The following is a 19663-nucleotide window of genomic DNA, read 5'->3' as shown; positions in this document are numbered from 1 at the left end:
AACCGGGTTGTTGCCTCCATCCGTCATCAAGCCCACGTCCAGGGACAAGGCGATCGATCAGGCGAAGAGACCGGCAATCCCCGAATACACGCCAAGGCAAACGGTCACGCCGATGATTGAGGCCGCCACCCAGGCATAGGCGCCCTTAAGTCGATAAGGGCTGGGCAGGCGCCGCGCCAACAGATAGAGAAAACCCAGTACGATCGGCAGTAGCAACGCATTCATCACCTGAACACCAACACCGATGGTGATCATACTTGCCCCCGAGCCGACAAACAGCGCGGCCAGCAGCAGAGACAGCGTATACGTGGCATAGAACCAAGGCGCTTGACGCGGCGAGTGTTCCAACGTGTGGCGATACCCCATGAGCTCGCCCAGCGCTCGTGCTGCCGTCAACGTTACAACGATCGCCGCCACCAGTGAGGCACCAATCATCCCCATGCCAAACAGCAACTTACCTGTCTGTTCGCCCAGGAACGGCGTAATCGCGTCGGCAATCTGCTGCACGGTATTCAATTCGGCGTGGCTGTGTCCGCGACTTGCCAAGGTGGCTGCCGTCACAATCAAAACCATGGCCATGATCACCTGGGTGACCACCGCGCCAATGGCCGTGTCCCAGCGCGCCGCACGCAAATGGTGCACCCTCAGGCCTTTCTCTACCACCGCAGACTGCTGATAAAACACCATCCACGGCATGATGACCGCACCAATGTTCGCGGCGACCAGGAAAAGATAGTCATGATTGCCCAGCGGCATGCTGGACAACCCGGCCAGCATCGCGGCGCCTTCAGGCCGCGCCTTGCAGGCCACGACCACAAACACCAGTTCGAAAGCGCCTAAAGCAATGGCGATCCGTTCCACCGATCGATACGAGCCGGTATAGGCCATCAGCGACAAGCCGGCCACGGCCGCACTCAGCATTTGCCAGGCGGGAATACCATACATTTGCCCGACACCGACCAGACCGCTCATCTCCGTCAGAAGCGCCCCCAGGCAGGCCGCCAGCAGCGTGCCCACCGACAGCCAGCCCCATCGACGTCCGAAATGGTGTTTGATCAGATCGCCGTGCCCCTTACCGGTCACCGTGCCCAACCGCACCGTGAGCTCCTGCACGATATACAGTACGGGAATCAGCAAAATCTGCAGTAGCAATAACTTGTAGCCCCACTGGGCCCCACTCTGGGCGGCCGTGATGATGCTACCGGCATCCGTATCGGCCAGCATGACCACCAGGCCAGGGCCGAAAATGGCCAAAGCCCTTTTCAATCGGGAAGGAGGTGCCAGAGCAATCGCGTCCATACATCATTCTCACAAAGGCTTTATTGAGAATGATTATCAATAACATTTAGTGGATTTGCAACATGATTCTGCTGGGAAACAGGTCCGGATGGCGAAGTCACCCCAAGTACCGCAGAGACTTTCCTGCTTAAAAGCGGCACCGCCACTGATTTCGACGCGTCGCTTGCGGGAACCGGCCCGGTCCCACCCGGAACCGATAGAACGCCCACCGCGGCCAGCAGACTACGTGCCGCCTCCGGGTTGAAGCGGAATACCCATTGCATTTATACAGTTTAACTGTATAAAATCATCTAAACGGCTTGTTGAGACGATCGATGATTCTGGAGGAGAGTGATATGGGCGTGGAAAGTAACAAGGAAATTGTCCGGCGCTTCAACCGGGAAGTGATAGAGCAAGGGAGCAGAAGCGCGTTTGACGCGCTGGTCGATGCCGATTTCGTCAACCATTCGGCGGCGCCCGGCACGCCCAATGATGCGGAGAGCCTCTGGCATACCTTTGAGCATGTCCTGAGACCGGCGCTTGGCGGCCTCTCCGTCCAAATCCATGAACAATTGTGCGATGGCGACAAAGTCACCACCCGGAAGCGCGTGACCGGCAAACACACCGGCTCGCTGTTGGGTATCGCGGCGACCGGCTTGCCTGTGACGATCGAGGTGATCGACATCGTCCGCATTCGCGATGGGCGCTATATCGAACATTGGGGGATCAACACGCTGCCATCCGTCCTGGCGCAGTTGCGTGCTGGCCAGATGCCAGAGAAATAAAGGCGGAGCGGAAGCTTACGAAAGAAGAAGAGGCCTAAGTTGACCAAGCAAACATACGATACAACCAGCGATGCGGCCGCTTTGGCAGAAGATCTGCGTGGCGCCATTGGGCAATTCGTCCGTGCCGTCCGCTCGCAAGCGGGTACGCCGACGACGGCACAAGGGGAGACGCTCGCATACCTGGAGCGCAACGGATCTGTCAGTATCGCGACGATCGCGGAGAACCGAGGGGTGAAGCATCAGAGCATGCGGCTTGTTATCGCGACACTCGAAGAAGCCGGCTTGGTCACCCGCTATCCTGACCCACAGGACGGACGAGGCGTCCTGATCGCGCTCACAGCGCTGGGACGCGCCGAAATCGCAGAGGAGCGCGCTCGACGATCGCATTGGCTGGCGAACGCCATGTTGCACGCATTGAGTACCGACGAAATGACCAGCTTGCGCGCCGCGATCCCGCTGTTGCGGAAACTTTCGGACACGTGCGGAACGCTAGTATCGACGGACTGCGGCGAGCACGCCCCAGCTTCGTTGCGGTAGAACGCGCTCGCGCCACATGACGCCTACTTTATTCTCGTGCGGCCGCCTGCAGGACATCCAGCTTGTAGCTCACCGCGGCCAGCAGACTGCGAGCCGCCTCCTGTACGGCAATGAAGCGATCGAGCGGTTCACCATGCGGATCCTGGAAACCGACGTGTATGCGTTTGACCGGGCGGGGGAAGACCGGGGTTCGCCGTGGGGCAGCGCCGGCAGGCGGCGATCACCGATAACTGAAATTTGCCGCCATCACTCTCCCCAGCAGGGCGGGATCATCCCAGGGGACATCATGGAACTGGCCGTGCAGCCACGGGCTTGCGGCATCCCGCCGCCACTCGTCGGGAAAAAGCGTCACCCGGCATTCATCCATCGGCGGATGCGGGGGCGGCGGAACACGAACACCACAGGAAGCCGCCAGGGCGGCCATGAGGTCACTGCCCAGCAACCCGCCCAGATGGGAGATGGAGATGGGACGGGGATTGTGTTCAATCAAAAAGGCGTTTCCGCCTTCATCGACCTGAAAGTCCCAGCCGTGGAAACCCGAGGCCCCCGTGGCCTCGACGAACGCGGCACCGCTGGCGGCCATAGCCTTGTGCCCGCAGAGCATGACCACGCTGCTCGGCGCGCTCGCATTCTCGCTCCGCCTGAGTAATTGGATGGCGCTCACCGCAGCCAGCACGTGCCCTCGGACGGCGAACACCGCATGCATGCCCAGGCGGCCCGGCATGAAGGCCTGGGCAACCCATTTTCCGCCAGAAGCCAGGAAGAGGCCCTGTGCCACGAACTCCCTGGTGGCCGCCTCGCTATCGAGGATGTGGATCCCTACCCCCCCCATGGAGCGTTCCCTCTTCACCACGATCCGCCACTGATGGCGACGCGCGAAGTCAATGATCTCTCCCAGGGTCGACACGTCAGCCTGCTCCGGGACCGGGATGTCCGCCGTCCGGCTGGTCTGATAAGCGCGCTGTCGGGCTGATGCCAGCGGGTAATGATCCGGGTTTCCCAGGGAATTGCGGACCAGTTCGGCAATGTCTCCGGGAAGGGTGAATGCCGCCTCTTGCCCCGTTGTTCCCCGACCCATGATTTGAAGTAGTTCAGCGGCGCATTCGTCGATGGGGACGAGGCAGACAGGCCGGCAATGCCGGACCGCCTTGGCGAACGGGGCCACCTGATAGTGGCCGCCGTTCTCGGGCTCCCAAGGGAGAAACTCCTCCACGAAGCCGGAGCTAGAGGCCATACAGGCCCTCGTGCCGAGGAAGGCCACGCGCAAGCCCACGCGGGCCAGATGCCGGGGCAGGTGCATGCCGCCGAAGCCGGGCATGAGGCCAACCAGCAGTACACAGGGGGCGGAAACGGGCAGGTTTTCCATGGAGTCCTTATGGGTTTTCGCTAGTCGATTTCCGGAAATATCTCTGCCGCCAGGAAGCTGCCCGCGATGCGTGAAACTGCTCATGGAAGCGTGCCGCGCCAGGTGTTTGGTGAGCAGATGCAGATTACGCCGCAAAAGGACCACACACTAGTACTACAGCGGCAAATAAAAGATCTTGCGCTTTCCTCGTCTGCCCAATCGGCCATGACAATCTGGCATGGGGGCAGGACAGATGGACAGGGCAATGAACGCTCGCGTACCTGGAGCGCAACGGATCTGCCAGTATCGCCACGATCGCGGGGAACCGCCCCGGTTTTCGTGATCGACGATGCATTGACGCGAGGGATCGTCAGCGGCTCGCTTACAGCGATCGAATGCCGCTCCATACGGTGACGACGGATGCCAGAATCAGCATCAGCCCGACACCGCGTGCCGCATAGGCGCCGGCTTTGGGTTTATCCGCCAGCGTTTTCATGGCCTGGGCGGCCAGCAGCGCCAGGCTGCCGTAGACCGCCACTTGCGTAGCCGCGGTGATCAAGCTCAGCACACTGGCCTGCATCCAGATCGGCCCCCGGTCGGCGCGTACAAACTGCGGGAAGATCGCGAGCATGAACAGGTAGGCTTTGGGATTGAGCAGACAGGTCGCCATCGCCCCGAAGAAGCCCTGTCGGGCAGTACGCGCGCCCCTGGTCGCCACCGAACTGGCCAGCGAGCGGGTATGCAGTAAGGACCAACCAATCCAGGCGATATAGATCGCACCGGCAAACAGCAAAATCAGGAAAGTAGCCGGAACGAGCTTGAGCAGTACGCTCAGCCCTGTGGCCGCAATCAGCATGTGGCATATCCCGCCGGCCACGATGCCGGCTACCGCGACCAGCCCGACGCGTCGCCCTCCCGTCATGCTGCTACTCATGACAAACGCCATATCCATGCCGGGCAGGATGATGACGCCGAAGACCAGCAAAAAGTACAACCACAGATTGGCGTATTCACTCATGGCTTCTCCTCATCGGGGATGGATGTCCGTTGCTGTCGTTAGCGTAAATGCGAAATAGGACGGAATTTGCCCTGTTTCGATTTATCATCAAGCCATGAGCCAATCCACGACACGAGTCTTCGCCCTACTCGAACTGATGCAAAGCCATGGCCTGATGAGTGGCCCGGAATTGGCGCGGCGTCTGGACGTGGATCCGCGCACCTTGCGGCGATATATCCAAACGCTGGAATCGCTGGGCATCCCGGTCATGGCCGAGCGTGGGCGCGATGGCGGCTATCGGCTGATGCAGGGCTTCAAACTGCCGCCGATGATGTTTACCAATGAAGAGGCGATCGCCCTGGGCTTGGGACTGGTCGCTAGTCGTCACCTCGGACTGAACAGCAGCACGCAGGCCGGTAACAGCGCCTTATCGAAGATTGAGCGGGTGATGCCGGAAAACCTGAAGAAGCAGTTGCGTGCGCTAGGCGCGACGGTCTCGCTCGACCTGGCCAAGGCCACGTCCTCGAACGATGGAGAGGTTCTTGCCTTATTAAGCGGCGCGGCGCGAGACCAACAGGCGGTCGAACTTGGCTATCGAACTCCAAACCAACCCCAGAGCGAAAGATGGGTCGATCCTTACGGGCTGGCTTTTCTGGGCGGTTCTTGGTATTTGATCGGCTTCTGTCATCTGCGCCAGACCATTCGCACCTTTCGCCTCGATCGTATCGCCACGGCACGGCCGGTCGCCCGGCATTTCGCCAAACCCTCGGATTTCGACCCACTGGCTTACCTGACGCGGGCTTTTGCCGGGATTGAGCGTACCCACCGTATCCGCGTGCATCTGTACGCCGACTTAAGCCGTGCCCGCGCGGCCATCTTTGCCGCATTCGGTTTGCTTGAGGAACGGGATAACGGTACACAGCTGCTCATTCAGGCCGACGATCTCGAGTGGGTGGCCAGGGAGCTGGCGCGTCTGCCGTTTGCGTTCGAGATCGAAGAACCGCTCGCGTTGCGGGCGATACTGGCACGCCATGCGCGTAGCTTGCTAGTGTCGCTGGGCGAAGCGGAAGAAAACTGAACGCTCGCGCCGACCCAGCCCACTAACCACCTGGAAGCTCACCCAAGCCTTTGCAGACCTGAATAAGCTTCCAGATAGCTTTTCGTCCTTGATGCGATACGGACGATTTGCGTTACTCGCCTCGACTTATTTCGGGATATGCGAGAGATCGCGATCTTCAGTAGAAGTCTCGAGGCCGGCCTCTTCAGGAGACATGGCAAGGGTGCCGTACAATGCTTGCAAACGGGTCATGCCCCAGTTATTGATCAGCACAACGGCGCCTTGTGGGTTATAAGTATCGGTATGTCCCGTCTGAATGTTTACGCCTAACACCCATGCATTGTTACCGATCTTGATGTCATAGTGCCCTGTTTCTGCACTTGGTTTCCCCGTGTTATAAATATGAAGCTGAGTGGAGATAGCACCCAAATTGACATCGCCGCTATGCGGTTGAAGATTAATGACAGACATATTTTCTCCCAAGTTTTAGAAAGTTTGCTTCACAATATTTATTGAGCCAAACAGAAAAAACCGCTTTCCCCAATAAAATTCGCCAGCCACCCCACTTAAAAAAACATTCATATTATTTAAATAATAAAAACCCAAGTAGTCATTGTTTTTACCAAGATTCAATATTTAAATTAGATTTAATCTAAAAAAACTCAAAAACACTTAATTACAAGGCCATGATCAACCACTGCCAACCCTGCACAGGATGGCCACGCGGCGAAGCTTTTGCTTAACGGCGGGGAATGTTTACTGCAAGAAATTTTATTTGCTAGTGGAATGATTTTTGAAAAACACGATTTAAATCGGCGCAGTGGACGACATCACCAAACCATTTGATTTTGAGGAAGCCCGCATACGGTTTGCTTGAGGAACCGGAGAATGGCAGCCAGCGGCTAATTGAAGAACCACTCGCGTTGCGGGCGAGACTGAATGGCATTCGGCAAGGATATGCTTCCATCCCGCGGAAAAATTATCCTTCCGATGACAAGCTTGTCATCGGATTGTCCACTGGGGCGAGATCAACCACAATGACATGCAGGTATGTGCCGGCGCATGCGCGGGAGTTCATACCAATTTCAAATGGATTACCAGGGAGATTACTATGAAATCACCACCATCCGACTCTGCCGACTTCCCTGACGTCGACCACTTGCGCTTCCACCGCCCTCATGCGCACCTTACCACCACCTTCGGTAACGATTGGTTCGCGCTCAAAGCCGAAGCATTCGCGCGTTTTTTCGGAACACCACTTTTCTTAGGGGCGCAGACGACCATTGTCGCCATCTGGATTGGGGTCAACGTTCTTGGTCTCACCAAGTTCGACGTCTATCCGTTCATTCTTCTCAACCTGGCGTTCAGTCTCCAGGCCGCCTATGCCGCGCCACTCATCTTGCTCGCTCAGACAAGGCAGGCCGCTCGAGACAGCGCACACGCAACGGCGGATGCGCAACATAGAGAGGCGATTGCTGCCGCCAACGAACAGCGCCAGGCAATCGCCGCGCAAAACTCGGCACAAATGCTGGAACTACTGAAGCAGAATACACAGCTGACAGAACTCACCAAACAGATGTCTGAGCGTATCGAGATGCTGACCGTTGAGATACACCAGCGATTCGAGCAAAAGGGTGCCAAGCCGTAACTGCGCCCAGCGAAGCTCGCGAGGCATATAGGGGACGGAAGTACAAATGACGGCTCCAGAGCCAGAAAAAGGAGCCGGCCAGTTCATTCACGGTGTTGAAATATCCGATTTTCGCTGAGGTTGATAAATCACCTGAGCGGACGTGTCATTCAAAATTCGCATCCCCATTTCCGCAAAATCAGGGTAATCCGAAGGGCCGATCCATGGGGTCGGCCAATCGAGCAGTAGATCACGCACAACCATCAATTTCGCCCCTTGCCGCCGATAATGCGCCTGATAGCGGCCAAAGCGGGTGGTTAGTTCAGTATCCACGGGCAACGCCAAGACACTCAGGCCGGGAGGAAGCGTCAATTGCGTCTCTTCTCGGAAATGCCCTGGCCGCAAGCGCAGAGGAAACTGCCTGACCTTGCTATCGGTATTTGCAAATGGGCTGACCACCCCATCAAAGCCGCGCACCCCTTCCGGGATGACAAAGCCCCCCGGCTCACCGGTATTCATTAAAGTTGGCAAAACAAAATGCGTCTGGAAGCTAAAAGCAATATCCAGATTATCCGGTTGCCCGATCTGATAGGATCCTGTGCCGGTCTGGCCGCTTTTTTGCAACATGTGCATGGCCAACCGCGTTTCGTCCCCTTTGGCCAGATCACTAAACAACATCCTGGCTGACAGCTCTGGCGCGCCGACAAGTTGCACATGACTACTACCGTGGATGGTCCCGTCCGACGATAAGGTCATGATCGTTTTCTCCCGCTCCTGATCACGCATGGAAGTTGCAACGGGGGTCTGAAGCAATACGCCGTGGCCATTCAGATCATCAATCACCAAGGCTTGTTTGCCATACTCCCGTTCCGACAGTTGTCCGAATGGCGCCTCGGCAAGTGTGCTATCGAGAAAGACGTGCTCATCAGGCAAATAGTTGATCGCGTGGTTGAAGACTTCGTGCGCGGGCGCGGACATCGGCAAGCGATACCGATAACCGGCATCGATCAACACTTGCGAAGAACGAATGCCACTGGCGGACAACAAGGCCTGTAGCAGGGTTGCATGATCCTTACAGTCGCCATAACCGTTGTGCAGAACCTCGTCTGCCGCGTGCGGCACAAGTCCGCCATGGCCAAAATAGATCGCGACCCAGCGTATATGCTGACTCACCCAATCGTACAAAGCGACAGCCTTCGCGTGCCGATCGGTCTTACCCGCGGTAATGCGCTGGGCAAGCCGGCGCACATCGGGCGTCACCGAGGCCTTATCGTGGGCACCTTGCCAATAGGCCTGTCCTAGCGCGGCATAGTCTGCGAAGGAACTGATCACGACGTGCGGGCTATAGTCCTCGTCCTCCACGGCACGTGCCTCGGGAGCCGGTGGGTTGGGCTGTTGCAATGTCCAGCGCCAGACCCGGCGCCCCGATTCGACAGAGGCACTGATCGGCGAGACCCCCTCTGCCTCCCAATGCAAGGGCATGGATTCTGGCAGCGTGACCGTCAGACTGGCGGACTGAATCTGGTCGTGCAGCGATTGCCCCCAGGTATAGTCGAACTGGCCAGAGGGCCAAAGCGCCTGTCGGACATGCCGGCGCCAATGCAATAGCGCTCGCCCTCCCACTTCAAGCCCGGAAAACCTCACTTGGCGGAGTCGATTGGCACCAAATTGTGGCTGTCCGCTGAATCCCGCTGCTTGATCAAGGATCTGCCCGGGAGAAACCGCCAAGACTTGCCCCGATGAGGTACGCGTGGCCGCCTCAACGATCTGCAAATCCTCAAGATCGCGGTTATAGGAGAGGGCCATCTGACTATTGGCGGCGAGTGCGCTTTGCGTATTGACCCGCACTTCCAGTTGCGCGTCCTCCACCAATGATCCATCAGCCGAAACCTCGATCCGGGTTTCCGAGCGCACGATGGTGATGTCCGGCTGATAACTGGCGGCATGGACCGTCGCCACAGGAACCATCGCGAGCAGGTATGAGAAGACAACCAAGCGCTTCATTTTTTCTCTCACGGCATCCGGTACAACACTTGAGCATGCAGATCCTGGCGAACACGATCCCCTAGCGCCTTAAAATCCGGGTAATCACGCGGCATGACCGTCGTGCTGGGCCAATCCAACTGTAGGCTGCGCTCCACTTTCAATACGCCATCTTGTACTTGATAGCTGGCGCGATAGTGACCAAATCGATTCTCGATTTGCACAGGCTTGGGCAGCGACAGAATCTGCAGGCCTTGCGGCAGACGAATTTCCGTGTGTTCGATGCGCATCCCGGCACTTATTTCAAATGGAAAATGACGGGTATCCGGCAAACTGGTTTCGAGCGCATCCCGAATGGAAACCCCGATCCCCACTCCCTCCGGCAGGCGCAAGGCGGCCGGACCCGGCATATTGGCGACTTGGCTCAGGCGATAATTCGAGCGGAACCACATCGGCCTAGTGGTATCTTGAATATCGGCCAACTGAAAACGGCCTGTGCCATGCAAACCGACCTGATTCAGCAACCTCTCCGTGACCCGGTCTTCCGTTCCCGGCTCGATGTCTCGGAATATATAACGGGCCAGCAAGTCAGCCGCGCCTCTGAAATTCACCTCGCCCTGACCCTCCATATCGCCATTGGCAAGCCAGGTCAGCGTATTCAGAGTGGTGACTTGGTCCTGATCGGACCGCAACACGGGCATGCGCAAGCGTTGCGCCTTGCCACTCTCGGGGTCGATCACCAATGCTTCCTGTCCCAGCACATTACTGTCGATCTGCCCAAATGGGGCCAGAGACATGCCGGGATCAATGAATCGTTTCTCGTCGGCCAGATAAAGTACAACGCGATCGTGATCCACCAACGGCATATTAATGCTGGTGGGCAGAGAGTCACGGTCCATGACCAGTGCCTGGCTGCTACGAAGGTGGCAGGCCGCCATCAATGCTTGGAGCAGCGTCGCGGCATCCTTGCTGTCCGCATAGCCATTCTTGATGACTTGTTCCGCCGTATGGGGCACGACATCGCCTCGCCATAGCTCAAGATCAATATGGCGCAGGTTCTTCCGTGCCCATTCATACAGGGCCACAGCCCTGGCATGCGGGTCGGTCAAGCCCACGGTAATCCGGTCAGCCAGCTTTTGCACCACTGGTGTAACGGCAATGGCGGAGCGAGCGCGAGACCAGTATGCATCGGCGGCCGTCTGGTCGTTACCGACATTGGTGACCACCACTTGCGGGCTATAAACATTGCTGCCCACTGCGTCATCTTCACGTGGCAGGCCGGGGTGGGTTGGGAAGCGCCAATGCAAAATCTGCTGGCCATTGACATGGCGCACCTCTGGGGGAGGCACATCCAGCGATTGCCAGTGCAAGACCATCCCCTCGGGGGCCTTGAGCGTGTGACTCGTTGCTTGATGACGTTCAGAAAGATTTGCCACCGTTTCATTGTCAAAAAGGGCATTCGGCCAGCGCGCCACAGTGTTCAAACGCTGCCAATGCACGGTCAACTTGGCGCCGATGTCTACCTCGGGAAACACCACGACCTTGACCTTGAAATTGCCATACATCGAGGCATACCGGCTTCGCGGACTGGATTGATCAAAAATCTTTTCGGCCGGCACATCAATACGTCGACCATCCGCCGTCGTGGTATAGGCCTCCAAGACCTTGACCTCTTGCCGATCCGCGTTGTAACTCAAGGTTTGTTGGCTAAGTGCCTCCACCGCCTTTTTACTACCGATGCTCGCAACGGCTGTTTCCTCCCAAAGAGAGCGGCCATCCTCATTGATCTGTGTGATGGTGTCATCGCGATCGAAGGAATAAGTCGGCTGATAGGGGGATGCGTTTGCCAATAAGGGGAACAATACGAGAGCGAAATCTGCGGGTTTCATTATGATTATCTCTGTATGGGGGGATCCATAAGCGCGCCAGAGATTATGACATAACCATTTAGAGTGGCAGGCTAAATGTCATTTGATCCTACGCAAGGCTATTGCACACGGCCCATGCGCAGTTGGCCACCCCGATCCCAGTAACGCCCCCCCACTGCTTCTCGCCATCCGCTCATCGCCCTGCCGCTATCCCCATGCCGTCACAGACAGGCCACTTACTTGACAGTATCTCAAAAGAGATACAAAATTCTCACAATAAGGAGGATCTGGATCATGAGCCATTCCACTATGCTGCATGTCCGGGTGGACGACGAACTCAAGACACAAGCCAGCGAGACACTAGCCGCCATGGGGCTCTCCGTATCCGACGCGGTACGAATCCTGCTTACGCGCGTGGTCAACGATCAGGCATTCCCGCTTGAGCTCAAGGTGCCCAACGCACAGACCCGTGCAGCGATGGAAGAATCCCGCACGATGATGAAGGCGCGGACGGCCCGTTTCGACTCCGTAGACACATTGATCGATGACCTCGAAAAAAACCGCCAGTAGCAAGCGGCCCACATCGCCTCACACATGTGATTACACTAAGGCAGTCCCCCCCGGTCAGCCATAGAGAAGATGCTGCTTAAGCGCCGTATCGATCGGGTTGTCGCCTAGCCAGATGGCGAAGATCATTTCCGCAAAGGAATAACCATCGATGAGCGGGCCAAGCGGCTTGCCGTTGAGCGCTATGGCCGTACCCTTGCCGTTGAAGCTTATTTGCACGATATCGCCGGTATTGAGCGTGCCGGTGCGTTCGATCATCCCCTGCAGCGCCTGAATTTTATTCGCTAGCGCCAAAAGCGTTTTCTCGGACGAATTGCGTCGGAAGGCGCCGGAGAGCGTATGCATCAGTTCATTGGCCGATACCGTGCGCAACAGGTGCAATTCGATCATGCATGGCGCCATCTTGGCCAACACGAACTTATTCTCCGCAGGGGGAACGTTACCGTAAAACCCGGCCGCATAAATGTCGAAAAAGAGGAACGTCCGCTTGCCGACCCCATGGAGCGTAACGGTCTGATGGTCGATGTATTGCTGCCGCTCGAAAGACTCGCCATCGTTAATCTCCGCCGAAGCCGCCATACAAGCGCAGCTCAAGCAGATAGCCAGAATCGAATGGCGCAGCCACGCGGGCGGGTGTCTCATCTTAGAAATTCCCCATTCCGACCGCATGATAGAGCGAGATCGTATCGATCAGTCTCTGCGCCTTGGCTTGGTCGAATTCGACTTGGCTCAGCGACAAACGACGCTGCGATTCGAGCATGGCCGGCATGGCGGTATCGCCGATCTGCAGTTGCTTCCGAACGATCTGATTCAAACGGCTGCGCTGATCGAGGTCGGTTTGGCGCAAACCATAGATGGACGCGGCGCGATCGGCGGCCTGCATCGCATTCGAGACCTCCAGAAAAGCATCGAGCACCGTTTGTTTGTAGGCGCTGTAACACTCGTCGTACACCGCCACCGCTGCACGCCGTTCGGCTTGCAGACGCCCACCGTTGAAAAGCGGCATCAACAGCGAACTACCGGCGTTCCACACCACGGCGTCGGGGCGGAAGAGCTGGCCCGCGGCCAGGCTTTCATAGCCATAACTGGCGCTCAGCGACAATTGCGGGAAAAGGTTGGCCGTGGAGACGCCGACGAGATCGCCGGCACGCGACATGGCGACATCCGCCATCATGACGTCCGGCCGCCGCCGCAGCAGTTCGGATGGCAAGCGCAAGGGAAGTTGTTTGGGCAGTTGCAGTTCTTCCAGCGTCAGCGCGGGGATGTCCTTGGTGGACGACAGCCCGGCATAGACCGCCAATTGCCGACGCGCGTCGGCAACCGATTGCGTCAACATGGCGATCGTCGTCATGGTCTGGTCGATTTCTTGCTGCCGGTTCAGGATGTCCTGCTCCACCCCCGCACCCAACGTCATTCTTTTACGGTCGAATTCCAGCAGCGCCTGCTGGCGCGCCAAGATATCGCCGTAACTTTGCAGCGATGTCTGATCGGAGGCGGCTTTCACGATGGTGGTCAACATCTTGCTCACCAGGGTCTGACGCAGAGCCAAGAGCTTCAGCCGCTCTGTTTCGGTCTGGCGGAACAAGGAGGTGGACAGCAGATGGTTGCGCTCGAATAGATCGAAGTTGTAGCGCACATCCACGCTGGCGTTATACACCGTGAACGGTTTGGGCGAGGGGATGACGCCCAAGCCCATGGCGGCGGTGTTGATTTTTTCCCGTTGCGCGCCGGCACCCAGCGAGATGTCCGGAAAGTATTCCTGACCGGTTTGCGCCTGCAGATGCGCCTCGGCCTCTCGCAAGCGCGCTTTCGCCTCATCGATGGAGGGGCTGCCGGCCAGCATGCGCAAGACCAACGCATTCACTTTTGGGCTATTGAAGCTTTCCCACCAGCGCGGAGAGATCTCGCTGGCCGCGGCATAGTGCTGGGCGGCATCGCCACCGGCGGCTGTGCCCGACACAGGATTCGATTCGTCGAAATAATTTTCCGGCCAGCTATCTTTAGGGCGTGTCGGCACCCCGATACTGGTACACCCAGCGAGCAGGCACACGACAGCCGCCATCCCCAGCGTCTTGATCCATGTCGATGTTTTCATCGGTCAATCCATCGTATTTTTGTAAAAGAACACGCCAAGCAGCATGACCGTCAACGCGAACAGCATGATCGGCCACACATTGGGGAAAATCTCCACCCACCCGTTGCCTTTGAGCAAAATGCCGCGGATGACGCGGTTGAAGTGCGTCAGCGGCAAGACGTTGCCGATGATTTGCGCCCATTTCGGCATGCCAAAGAACGGAAACATGAACCCCGACAACAGGATGCTGGGCAAGAAATAGAAAAACGTCATCTGCATCGCTTGCAATTGATTGCGCGCCAGTGCGGAAATCGTGATCCCGACCATCAAGTTGGCCAGAATCAGCAAGAGGGAGACCGCGTATACCGTCAGCATATTGCCCTCGAACGGCACTCGGAACAGCAGCTTGGCGAACAGCAGAATCGTGGTGCATTGGATCAGACCGACGATGATATAGGGGATGATCTTGCCGCTGATGACCTCCAACGCCTCGACCGGCATGGCCAACAGATTTTCCAGCGTGCCGCGTTCGCGTTCGCGGGTAATGGATAGGCTGGTCATCATCACCATGGTCATGGACAGAATGACGCCCATCAGGCCGGGAATGATGTTGTATTGGGTAATCCCTTCCGGGTTGTACCGTTTGTGAATCATCAGCTCATAGCTGTAGGGGCTGTTGCTGTCGACCACGTGCACCACATGGTTCAAATCGCGCTTGAGGGCGGATTGCGCCACCTTATTCAAGGCGGACAACGCATTGGCGGTCGTCGTCGGGTCGGTCGCATCGACCTCGACCAAAACCTTCGGCTTTTGATCTTTGAGCAGTTGCGCGGAAAATCCGTTGGGAAAGCTGATGACGAACTGCGCCCGGCCGCTAGCCAGCGCGGCATCGGCCTCGCTCTGCGAAGAAAGGGCGTCCTCGATATCGAAATACCCGGTATTGCGTAACGCGCTGATGAAAGAGCGTGTGAATTCGCTTTGCTCGGCGAGCACAATGTCGGTTTTGAGGTGCTTGGGATCCGTATTGATGGCAAAACCGAACAGGGTCAATTGAATGATGGGCAATGCGCCGATCATGCCGAGCGTCAGCCGATCGCGGCGAATTTGTAGAAACTCCTTGAGCACAATGCTCCACCACCGGGAAAGATTGAAGTAGCGCATCGTCAGTTAAACGCCCCTTCCGACGTTTTCATCAAATTGATGAACACATCCTCCAGGCTGGTATCGATGATTTTGGCGTCATACCCCTCGCGGGTGGCATGCTGTTCGACCGTGTCGCGCAACAATTCGGCCTGTGTGCCGGAAACATGCAGCGCAGTGCCGAATGCCACCACCTGCTCCACGCCGGGACAAGCTTCAAGCGTTCGATTCAGTTGCACCAAGTGCCGGCCGGTGATCTGCCAGGTGGTCAGTTGCCGTTGCTGGATCATTTCCGCCGAGGTGCCCTGGCACAGCAACTCGCCATAGGAGATATAGGCCAGGCGGTGGCAACGCTCCGCTTCGTCCATATAGTGCGTGCTGACCAGGATGGAGATGCCTTTGGCCGCCAACTGATGCAGCTCCTCCCAAAAGATACGGCGCGCGGTGGGATCCACCCCTGCGGTGGGTTCGTCCAGCAAAAGCAGTTTGGGTTTGTGCAACAAAGAGGCGGCGAGCGCCAGGCGCTGTTTCCAGCCGCCCGACAGCGAACCGGCCAGTTGCTTGGCGCGGGACGTCAGCTGCAATTCTTCCAACGTCTCGTCGACGACCGCTTTGCGATTGGGCACTTGGTAGAGCCGGGCGACGAAATCGAGGTTCTCTCGAATGGACAGATCCTCCCAGTAGGAGAACCGTTGCGTCATATAACCCACACGGCGCTTGACCTCGGCGCGCTGGCGGATGATGTCGTACCCCAGACAGGTGCCGGAGCCGGAGTCCGGCGTCAACAAGCCGCACATCATGCGAATCGACGTGGTCTTGCCGCTGCCGTTGGGACCGAGAAAACCGAAAATTTCGCCCTGGCGAATCTGCATGGAAAGGTTCTTCACCGCGTGATGCGCGCCAAAGTGTTTGTTCAACCCTTCAACCGTCACGGCATAGTCCGCTGTCGTCATAGCAGAACCTCCACCGGTTGACCGACGCGCAACGCTCGCGCGGTCGCTTTGTCGGGTCGCGCCTCGATGAGATAGACCAGTTTGCTGCGCGACTCGTTGCTGTAGATCATCGGCGGGGTGTATTCGGAATCCGGCGAAACGTAATCGATCACCGCGACCAAGCCGGGCTGGCAACCATCGCAGGTCAAGCGAAGATTTTGTCCCGGATGCACTTTCTGCAAATCGTTCTCCGGCACGAAGAACTTGATTTTCACGTTGTCCGCCGGCAGCAGTTTGATCACCGGCACGTTGCTCTGCACCCACTCCCCTTCGCGATAGAAGATGTCGACGATGGTCGCTTGCACCGAGGAAGTGACGGATTTTTGCTGTACCCGGTATTGCGACTGGTCGTAAGAGGCCCGCGCGCCCTGCACCTGCGCCTCCTGCGATTGGATCTGATCTTGGCGGGCCGGTTGTGTGGCGCTATCGAGCTGACTGCGGATTTCCTCGCTCTTAGCCTGATCGGCCGCCCGGGCGGCTCGACTGGCCTCGATCTGCGCTTGGGAAATGATATTGGCTTTGAAGAGCTCTTCATCGCGCGCAAGTTGTTGATCCGACCGTTTGGCACTGGCTTCCGCTTGGGCCAATTGCGCCCGAATGGCATTGATCTCCGCTGGCCGCCGCCCTTTCTTGAGATCTTTCAACGAGGCATTGGCCGATTCGTACTGCGCGTGGGCATGCTGCATGGCATACGTTTCATCGGTGGCATCGATGGCGAACAACAGGCGATGCGGCGCGACTTCCTGTCCGCGCCGAACGTGCAGATTCGTCATTTTCCCCGCATAGGGCGTGGACATATAAACGAAATCGCCTTCGACATACCCTTGATAACCGTCTCTGCTTTGTTGACCGCACCCGGTCGCCAATACCGTACAAATGACGACGGACAGAACCCCCGAGAAACGCTGAATATTTTTATTGACCATCCTGCATCCCACAGCCTGTTATAGAGCGATGCCGACCTCGCCGGCGCCATTACGACGATACGTCGGCCAACGCGTTCGGTCGTGCATCGTCATCCCGCACGCGTACCGAGGCCGCTGCCTGACGGTGCGCCTGATAGATCTGGAGAAACGCCTGCGCCGCCAACTGGCGGATTTCCGCCACATGCTGCGTGCAACAATGATCCCCGTCCGGGTAGACGCTAATCGTGGCCTGAGTGTGGCCGAGGCGGTTCAATGTGTCCGCCAGCCATACTTTATCCTTGGTCGGCACGATCGGATCTTTGTCGCCATGGACGATATGCGTCTTGGCGCGCACGCGCGATAGTAGCCCATCGTCGTTTATGCAGAACTCTAACATGCTTTCCGCATAATCATCAGGTGAGGCCAATCCAAAAATTTGGCAGAACTTGCTCTTCAAGAAGAAAGGCAGCTTGGAAAAGTCCGTGGCATGAATGGGGCCGCCCAAATCGAGAATAAACGCGACTCGCGGGTCTTTGGCCGCGACCTTGTAGGCCCACATTCCGCCCCAACTGATGCCGCAGATCGCGTAGTACTCGGTATCGATGATCGGATGCCGCGCCAGCGTATTGACCGAGGCGATGATCGCTTCTTCGAAACGCCCTTCCCACAACACGCCATCGAGCAAGAACGCCTCGCCCTGCCCCGGGCCGTCGATCGAGAACACCGCGCAACCGGCCGCCTGGAACAGCAGCTCGCTCGCCAGGTGCTCCTCCTTGACGTCGTCCATGCCATGAATGATCACCACCAGCGGGCATTTTTCCGTCGGGTTATGCGTTTCCGGCAGGTGAAGATTGCCCCAGAGGCGATGACCGCCATAATCGACGGGCAGACGCGCAAAGCGACTACCGTGCTGCAGGGTCTCCGCCTCGACATAAAAATCGCGCGCCATCCGATAGGCGTTCTTTTTCAGATCGGTTAACGGCATGCAGCCCCATTGCACCAAATGCGCCAAGAAAGACAGCCGGCGCAGTTCCGCCACCTCCTGCTCGCGCTCAAGCGTCCCGCGGGCGGCGCCGAACGCCGCGATCTCCTGTTCGAGGAAAACCTGGCCGGCATCGGCCCAGTCGCTCAACCCCTTGATGGCGGACAAGAAGCGCTCAAGCGTGCTGTTGGCGAACAGCGCCGCGCGCCAGCGGTTCCAAAATGGCCGGGTGATGTTCTTGACGCCGATGACGCGCGATAGCGCATAGATCGCACGGCTAAAGAAGTGGTCCTGCATCGAGTAAGACTGCGTATCACTGATGTTGCGCACTTTTCGCCTCGCGTAAAGGATGGATCTTGAAAACCTTCTTTTCCTGATCCGTTAGATTGATCAAGGTGGCGCCGAGCGCCACTGCCGTCGGGTCGGGCCCCTGCGCCGCGTGGGGATCCGCGGGATTGCCCAGCCGGCGTTCGTTGGCGTCGATAACGTCGTAAAGGTCGAAATCGAAACGGGTGCGCATCACGGCCCGCCCCAGTTCATTGATCATGCAATTTGAACTGCACGAGCCGGTATTCTTGGGCAAGGACCAGCCATAGGCCTCAATCGCCCGAATCTGCTGCTCGCGTTCCGGTTTGGCAACGAACTCGTAAAATGGGATCAGCACGGTCGGGAAGGTGCTCTCCTCGGCGTCGAGCGCCAACTCCGGCACCGGCGCGGGCAAAGCGCGTCGGAACGGTTTGACGAACCGCGACACCAGGCTGCTGACCTTGGGCAACGCCGTCGAGGTCAACACATCGCCGCCCTCCAGATTCAACCGGTTTTGCCCACGTTGCGTACCGATAAAGCACAGCGGTATCTGGTGTTCGTCGGCAAAGCGGCAAGCGCTGACCGCGATCAGCGAAAAGCAGGGCCAGCATGCCGAACCAAACGTCATGGCGCCCTTCACCAGTTCCGTATCCGAGTGCCGGTCGATGGCGAACCCGGCGCGAAACAAGCCGTCCGCCATGACCTTGTCTTTCTTTTCGACAATTAACGGCACGCCCAGACTACGCGTCAGGTTTTCCGCATTGCGGATCGCCTGCGGCGACTGATAACCGGGATCCAGCATCCAAGCGCAGACGCGCAGCCCCTTTTTCGCCAATTGGACCAGCATATACGTGCTGTCTTTGCCGCCGCTGTAGAGCACCATCGCGTCGTATTTCGACGCGTCGGTCCGTGCCGGGACACTGGATAGAATGTTGGCCAACGCGCCCACGCGGGTTTGCCCCACGCCGGGCAATCTTGCGACCGCCGAGGACAAGCGGCGCACCCAGCCCCTCTTGCCTTGGGCCAAACGAATACACAGATCGAGCAATCGTTCGTGGCTCTCGTCCCCCTCTTCCTGCCGCGTCTGCCCCGTGCGGCAGACGGTGCAGCGGCCGTCGTCGGCGGAGGCCGGCTTGGCGGCATCGCCATGGATGATCCGGTCGTAATTGAGAGGCATGCCGCAGCTAACGCAGCGTGCCGATGTTGCGTCATGAGTCATG

General features: G+C 57.9%; 18 protein-coding genes. 5 read left to right on the top strand and 13 right to left on the bottom strand.

Annotated features, from left to right (window positions below):
* Window positions 1-57 precede the first annotated feature (57 nt).
* Complete coding sequence (locus DFP86_RS05095) at window positions 58-1299, bottom strand: NRAMP family divalent metal transporter (protein WP_133678931.1); 1242 nt, start codon at window positions 1297-1299, stop codon at window positions 58-60.
* A 314-nt stretch (window positions 1300-1613) separates the two neighbouring features.
* Here DFP86_RS05095 and DFP86_RS05090 point away from each other — a divergent pair, with 314 nt between their 5' ends.
* Entirely contained in the window at window positions 1614-2063 is a 450-nt protein-coding gene (locus DFP86_RS05090) for an ester cyclase (RefSeq protein WP_208108233.1), read from the top strand.
* Between the two features lie 39 nt (window positions 2064-2102).
* Window positions 2103-2600 (top strand): MarR family winged helix-turn-helix transcriptional regulator, encoded by a 498-nt coding sequence (locus tag DFP86_RS05085; RefSeq protein WP_208108232.1) that lies wholly within the window; start codon window positions 2103-2105, stop codon window positions 2598-2600.
* 220 nt (window positions 2601-2820) lie between these two features.
* Here DFP86_RS05085 and DFP86_RS05080 read toward each other — a convergent pair whose 3' ends face one another.
* Both DFP86_RS05080 and DFP86_RS05075 read right to left on the bottom strand, forming a co-directional pair.
* A complete protein-coding gene (locus DFP86_RS05080; protein ID WP_133678930.1) occupies window positions 2821-4050 on the bottom strand; it encodes an ATP-grasp domain-containing protein in 1230 nt (409 codons plus the stop codon).
* 277 nt (window positions 4051-4327) lie between these two features.
* Window positions 4328-4963, bottom strand: a complete 636-nt coding sequence (locus DFP86_RS05075; protein ID WP_133678929.1) for a LysE family translocator — start codon at window positions 4961-4963, stop codon at window positions 4328-4330.
* A 94-nt stretch (window positions 4964-5057) separates the two neighbouring features.
* On the opposite strand from DFP86_RS05075, the gene DFP86_RS05070 reads away from it, so the two are divergent.
* Window positions 5058-6020: a helix-turn-helix transcriptional regulator gene (locus DFP86_RS05070; protein WP_133678928.1), complete on the top strand. Its 963-nt coding sequence runs from the start codon at window positions 5058-5060 to the stop codon at window positions 6018-6020.
* Window positions 6021-6146: 126 nt separating this feature from the next.
* Here the strand turns inward: DFP86_RS05070 and DFP86_RS05065 are convergent, their stop codons facing one another.
* Window positions 6147-6470, bottom strand: a complete 324-nt coding sequence (locus tag DFP86_RS05065) for a hypothetical protein (protein WP_133678927.1) — start codon at window positions 6468-6470, stop codon at window positions 6147-6149.
* Between the two features lie 640 nt (window positions 6471-7110).
* On the opposite strand from DFP86_RS05065, the gene DFP86_RS05060 reads away from it, so the two are divergent.
* Window positions 7111-7647: a DUF1003 domain-containing protein gene (locus DFP86_RS05060; protein ID WP_133678926.1), complete on the top strand. Its 537-nt coding sequence runs from the start codon at window positions 7111-7113 to the stop codon at window positions 7645-7647.
* 87 nt (window positions 7648-7734) lie between these two features.
* Here DFP86_RS05060 and DFP86_RS05055 read toward each other — a convergent pair whose 3' ends face one another.
* The gene (locus DFP86_RS05055; protein ID WP_133678925.1) at window positions 7735-9630 is read right to left on the bottom strand and encodes a DUF3857 domain-containing protein; all 1896 of its coding nucleotides are present in this window, start codon (window positions 9628-9630) and stop codon (window positions 7735-7737) included.
* Window positions 9631-9638: 8 nt separating this feature from the next.
* Window positions 9639-11498: a DUF3857 domain-containing protein gene (locus DFP86_RS05050; protein WP_133678924.1), complete on the bottom strand. Its 1860-nt coding sequence runs from the start codon at window positions 11496-11498 to the stop codon at window positions 9639-9641.
* Window positions 11499-11771: 273 nt separating this feature from the next.
* Here DFP86_RS05050 and DFP86_RS05045 point away from each other — a divergent pair, with 273 nt between their 5' ends.
* Window positions 11772-12047, top strand: coding sequence for a type II toxin-antitoxin system RelB/DinJ family antitoxin (locus DFP86_RS05045; protein ID WP_133678923.1), 276 nt, complete (start codon window positions 11772-11774; stop codon window positions 12045-12047).
* A 54-nt stretch (window positions 12048-12101) separates the two neighbouring features.
* Here DFP86_RS05045 and DFP86_RS05040 read toward each other — a convergent pair whose 3' ends face one another.
* From DFP86_RS05040 to DFP86_RS05010, 7 genes are all read right to left on the bottom strand, one after another.
* Window positions 12102-12686, bottom strand: a complete 585-nt coding sequence (locus tag DFP86_RS05040) for a chalcone isomerase family protein (RefSeq protein WP_166642160.1) — start codon at window positions 12684-12686, stop codon at window positions 12102-12104.
* Between the two features lies 1 nt (window position 12687).
* A complete protein-coding gene (locus DFP86_RS05035) occupies window positions 12688-14139 on the bottom strand; it encodes an efflux transporter outer membrane subunit (RefSeq protein ID WP_133678921.1) in 1452 nt (483 codons plus the stop codon).
* Between the two features lie 3 nt (window positions 14140-14142).
* Window positions 14143-15279 carry an ABC transporter permease gene (locus DFP86_RS05030; protein ID WP_133678920.1) on the bottom strand — a complete coding sequence of 379 codons (1137 nt, stop codon included), beginning with the start codon at window positions 15277-15279 and terminating at the stop codon, window positions 14143-14145.
* A 2-nt stretch (window positions 15280-15281) separates the two neighbouring features.
* Window positions 15282-16211, bottom strand: coding sequence for an ABC transporter ATP-binding protein (locus DFP86_RS05025; protein ID WP_133678919.1), 930 nt, complete (start codon window positions 16209-16211; stop codon window positions 15282-15284).
* Window positions 16208-17023 (bottom strand): HlyD family secretion protein, encoded by an 816-nt coding sequence (locus tag DFP86_RS05020; protein WP_166642159.1) that lies wholly within the window; start codon window positions 17021-17023, stop codon window positions 16208-16210. Before DFP86_RS05020 ends, DFP86_RS05025 begins: the two co-directional genes overlap by 4 nt.
* A gap of 202 nt (window positions 17024-17225) precedes the next feature.
* The gene (locus DFP86_RS05015; protein WP_133678917.1) at window positions 17226-18467 is read right to left on the bottom strand and encodes an alpha/beta hydrolase family protein; all 1242 of its coding nucleotides are present in this window, start codon (window positions 18465-18467) and stop codon (window positions 17226-17228) included.
* The gene (locus tag DFP86_RS05010; RefSeq protein ID WP_133678916.1) at window positions 18451-19662 is read right to left on the bottom strand and encodes a phosphoadenosine phosphosulfate reductase domain-containing protein; all 1212 of its coding nucleotides are present in this window, start codon (window positions 19660-19662) and stop codon (window positions 18451-18453) included. The genes DFP86_RS05015 and DFP86_RS05010 overlap by 17 nt, the downstream gene beginning before the upstream one ends.
* Window position 19663: the final 1 nt, after the last annotated feature.

The sequence above is a fragment of the Paludibacterium purpuratum genome (assembly GCF_004363805.1).
GTDB lineage: Bacteria > Pseudomonadota > Gammaproteobacteria > Burkholderiales > Chromobacteriaceae > Paludibacterium > Paludibacterium purpuratum.
This window is presented reverse-complemented; position numbering and strand designations above follow the sequence as displayed.

What these genes read in the sequence shown, in the direction of transcription:
- DFP86_RS05090 (WP_208108233.1), top strand. Translation starts at nt 1,614, where the DNA reads ATGATTCTGGAGGAGAGTGATATGGGCGTGGAAAGTAACAAGGAAATT.
- DFP86_RS05080 (WP_133678930.1), bottom strand. Translation starts at nt 4,050, where the DNA reads ATGAGCAGTTTCACGCATCGCGGGCAGCTTCCTGGCGGCAGAGATATT.
- DFP86_RS05020 (WP_166642159.1), bottom strand. Translation starts at nt 17,023, where the DNA reads ATGACGAATCTGCACGTTCGGCGCGGACAGGAAGTCGCGCCGCATCGC.
- DFP86_RS05025 (WP_133678919.1), bottom strand. Translation starts at nt 16,211, where the DNA reads ATGACGACAGCGGACTATGCCGTGACGGTTGAAGGGTTGAACAAACAC.
- DFP86_RS05035 (WP_133678921.1), bottom strand. Translation starts at nt 14,139, where the DNA reads ATGAAAACATCGACATGGATCAAGACGCTGGGGATGGCGGCTGTCGTG.
- DFP86_RS05050 (WP_133678924.1), bottom strand. Translation starts at nt 11,498, where the DNA reads ATGAAACCCGCAGATTTCGCTCTCGTATTGTTCCCCTTATTGGCAAAC.
- DFP86_RS05070 (WP_133678928.1), top strand. Translation starts at nt 5,058, where the DNA reads ATGAGCCAATCCACGACACGAGTCTTCGCCCTACTCGAACTGATGCAA.
- DFP86_RS05065 (WP_133678927.1), bottom strand. Translation starts at nt 6,470, where the DNA reads ATGTCTGTCATTAATCTTCAACCGCATAGCGGCGATGTCAATTTGGGT.
- DFP86_RS05010 (WP_133678916.1), bottom strand. Translation starts at nt 19,662, where the DNA reads ATGACTCATGACGCAACATCGGCACGCTGCGTTAGCTGCGGCATGCCT.
- DFP86_RS05045 (WP_133678923.1), top strand. Translation starts at nt 11,772, where the DNA reads ATGAGCCATTCCACTATGCTGCATGTCCGGGTGGACGACGAACTCAAG.
- DFP86_RS05095 (WP_133678931.1), bottom strand. Translation starts at nt 1,299, where the DNA reads ATGGACGCGATTGCTCTGGCACCTCCTTCCCGATTGAAAAGGGCTTTG.
- DFP86_RS05040 (WP_166642160.1), bottom strand. Translation starts at nt 12,686, where the DNA reads ATGAGACACCCGCCCGCGTGGCTGCGCCATTCGATTCTGGCTATCTGC.
- DFP86_RS05030 (WP_133678920.1), bottom strand. Translation starts at nt 15,279, where the DNA reads ATGCGCTACTTCAATCTTTCCCGGTGGTGGAGCATTGTGCTCAAGGAG.
- DFP86_RS05055 (WP_133678925.1), bottom strand. Translation starts at nt 9,630, where the DNA reads ATGAAGCGCTTGGTTGTCTTCTCATACCTGCTCGCGATGGTTCCTGTG.
- DFP86_RS05075 (WP_133678929.1), bottom strand. Translation starts at nt 4,963, where the DNA reads ATGAGTGAATACGCCAATCTGTGGTTGTACTTTTTGCTGGTCTTCGGC.
- DFP86_RS05060 (WP_133678926.1), top strand. Translation starts at nt 7,111, where the DNA reads ATGAAATCACCACCATCCGACTCTGCCGACTTCCCTGACGTCGACCAC.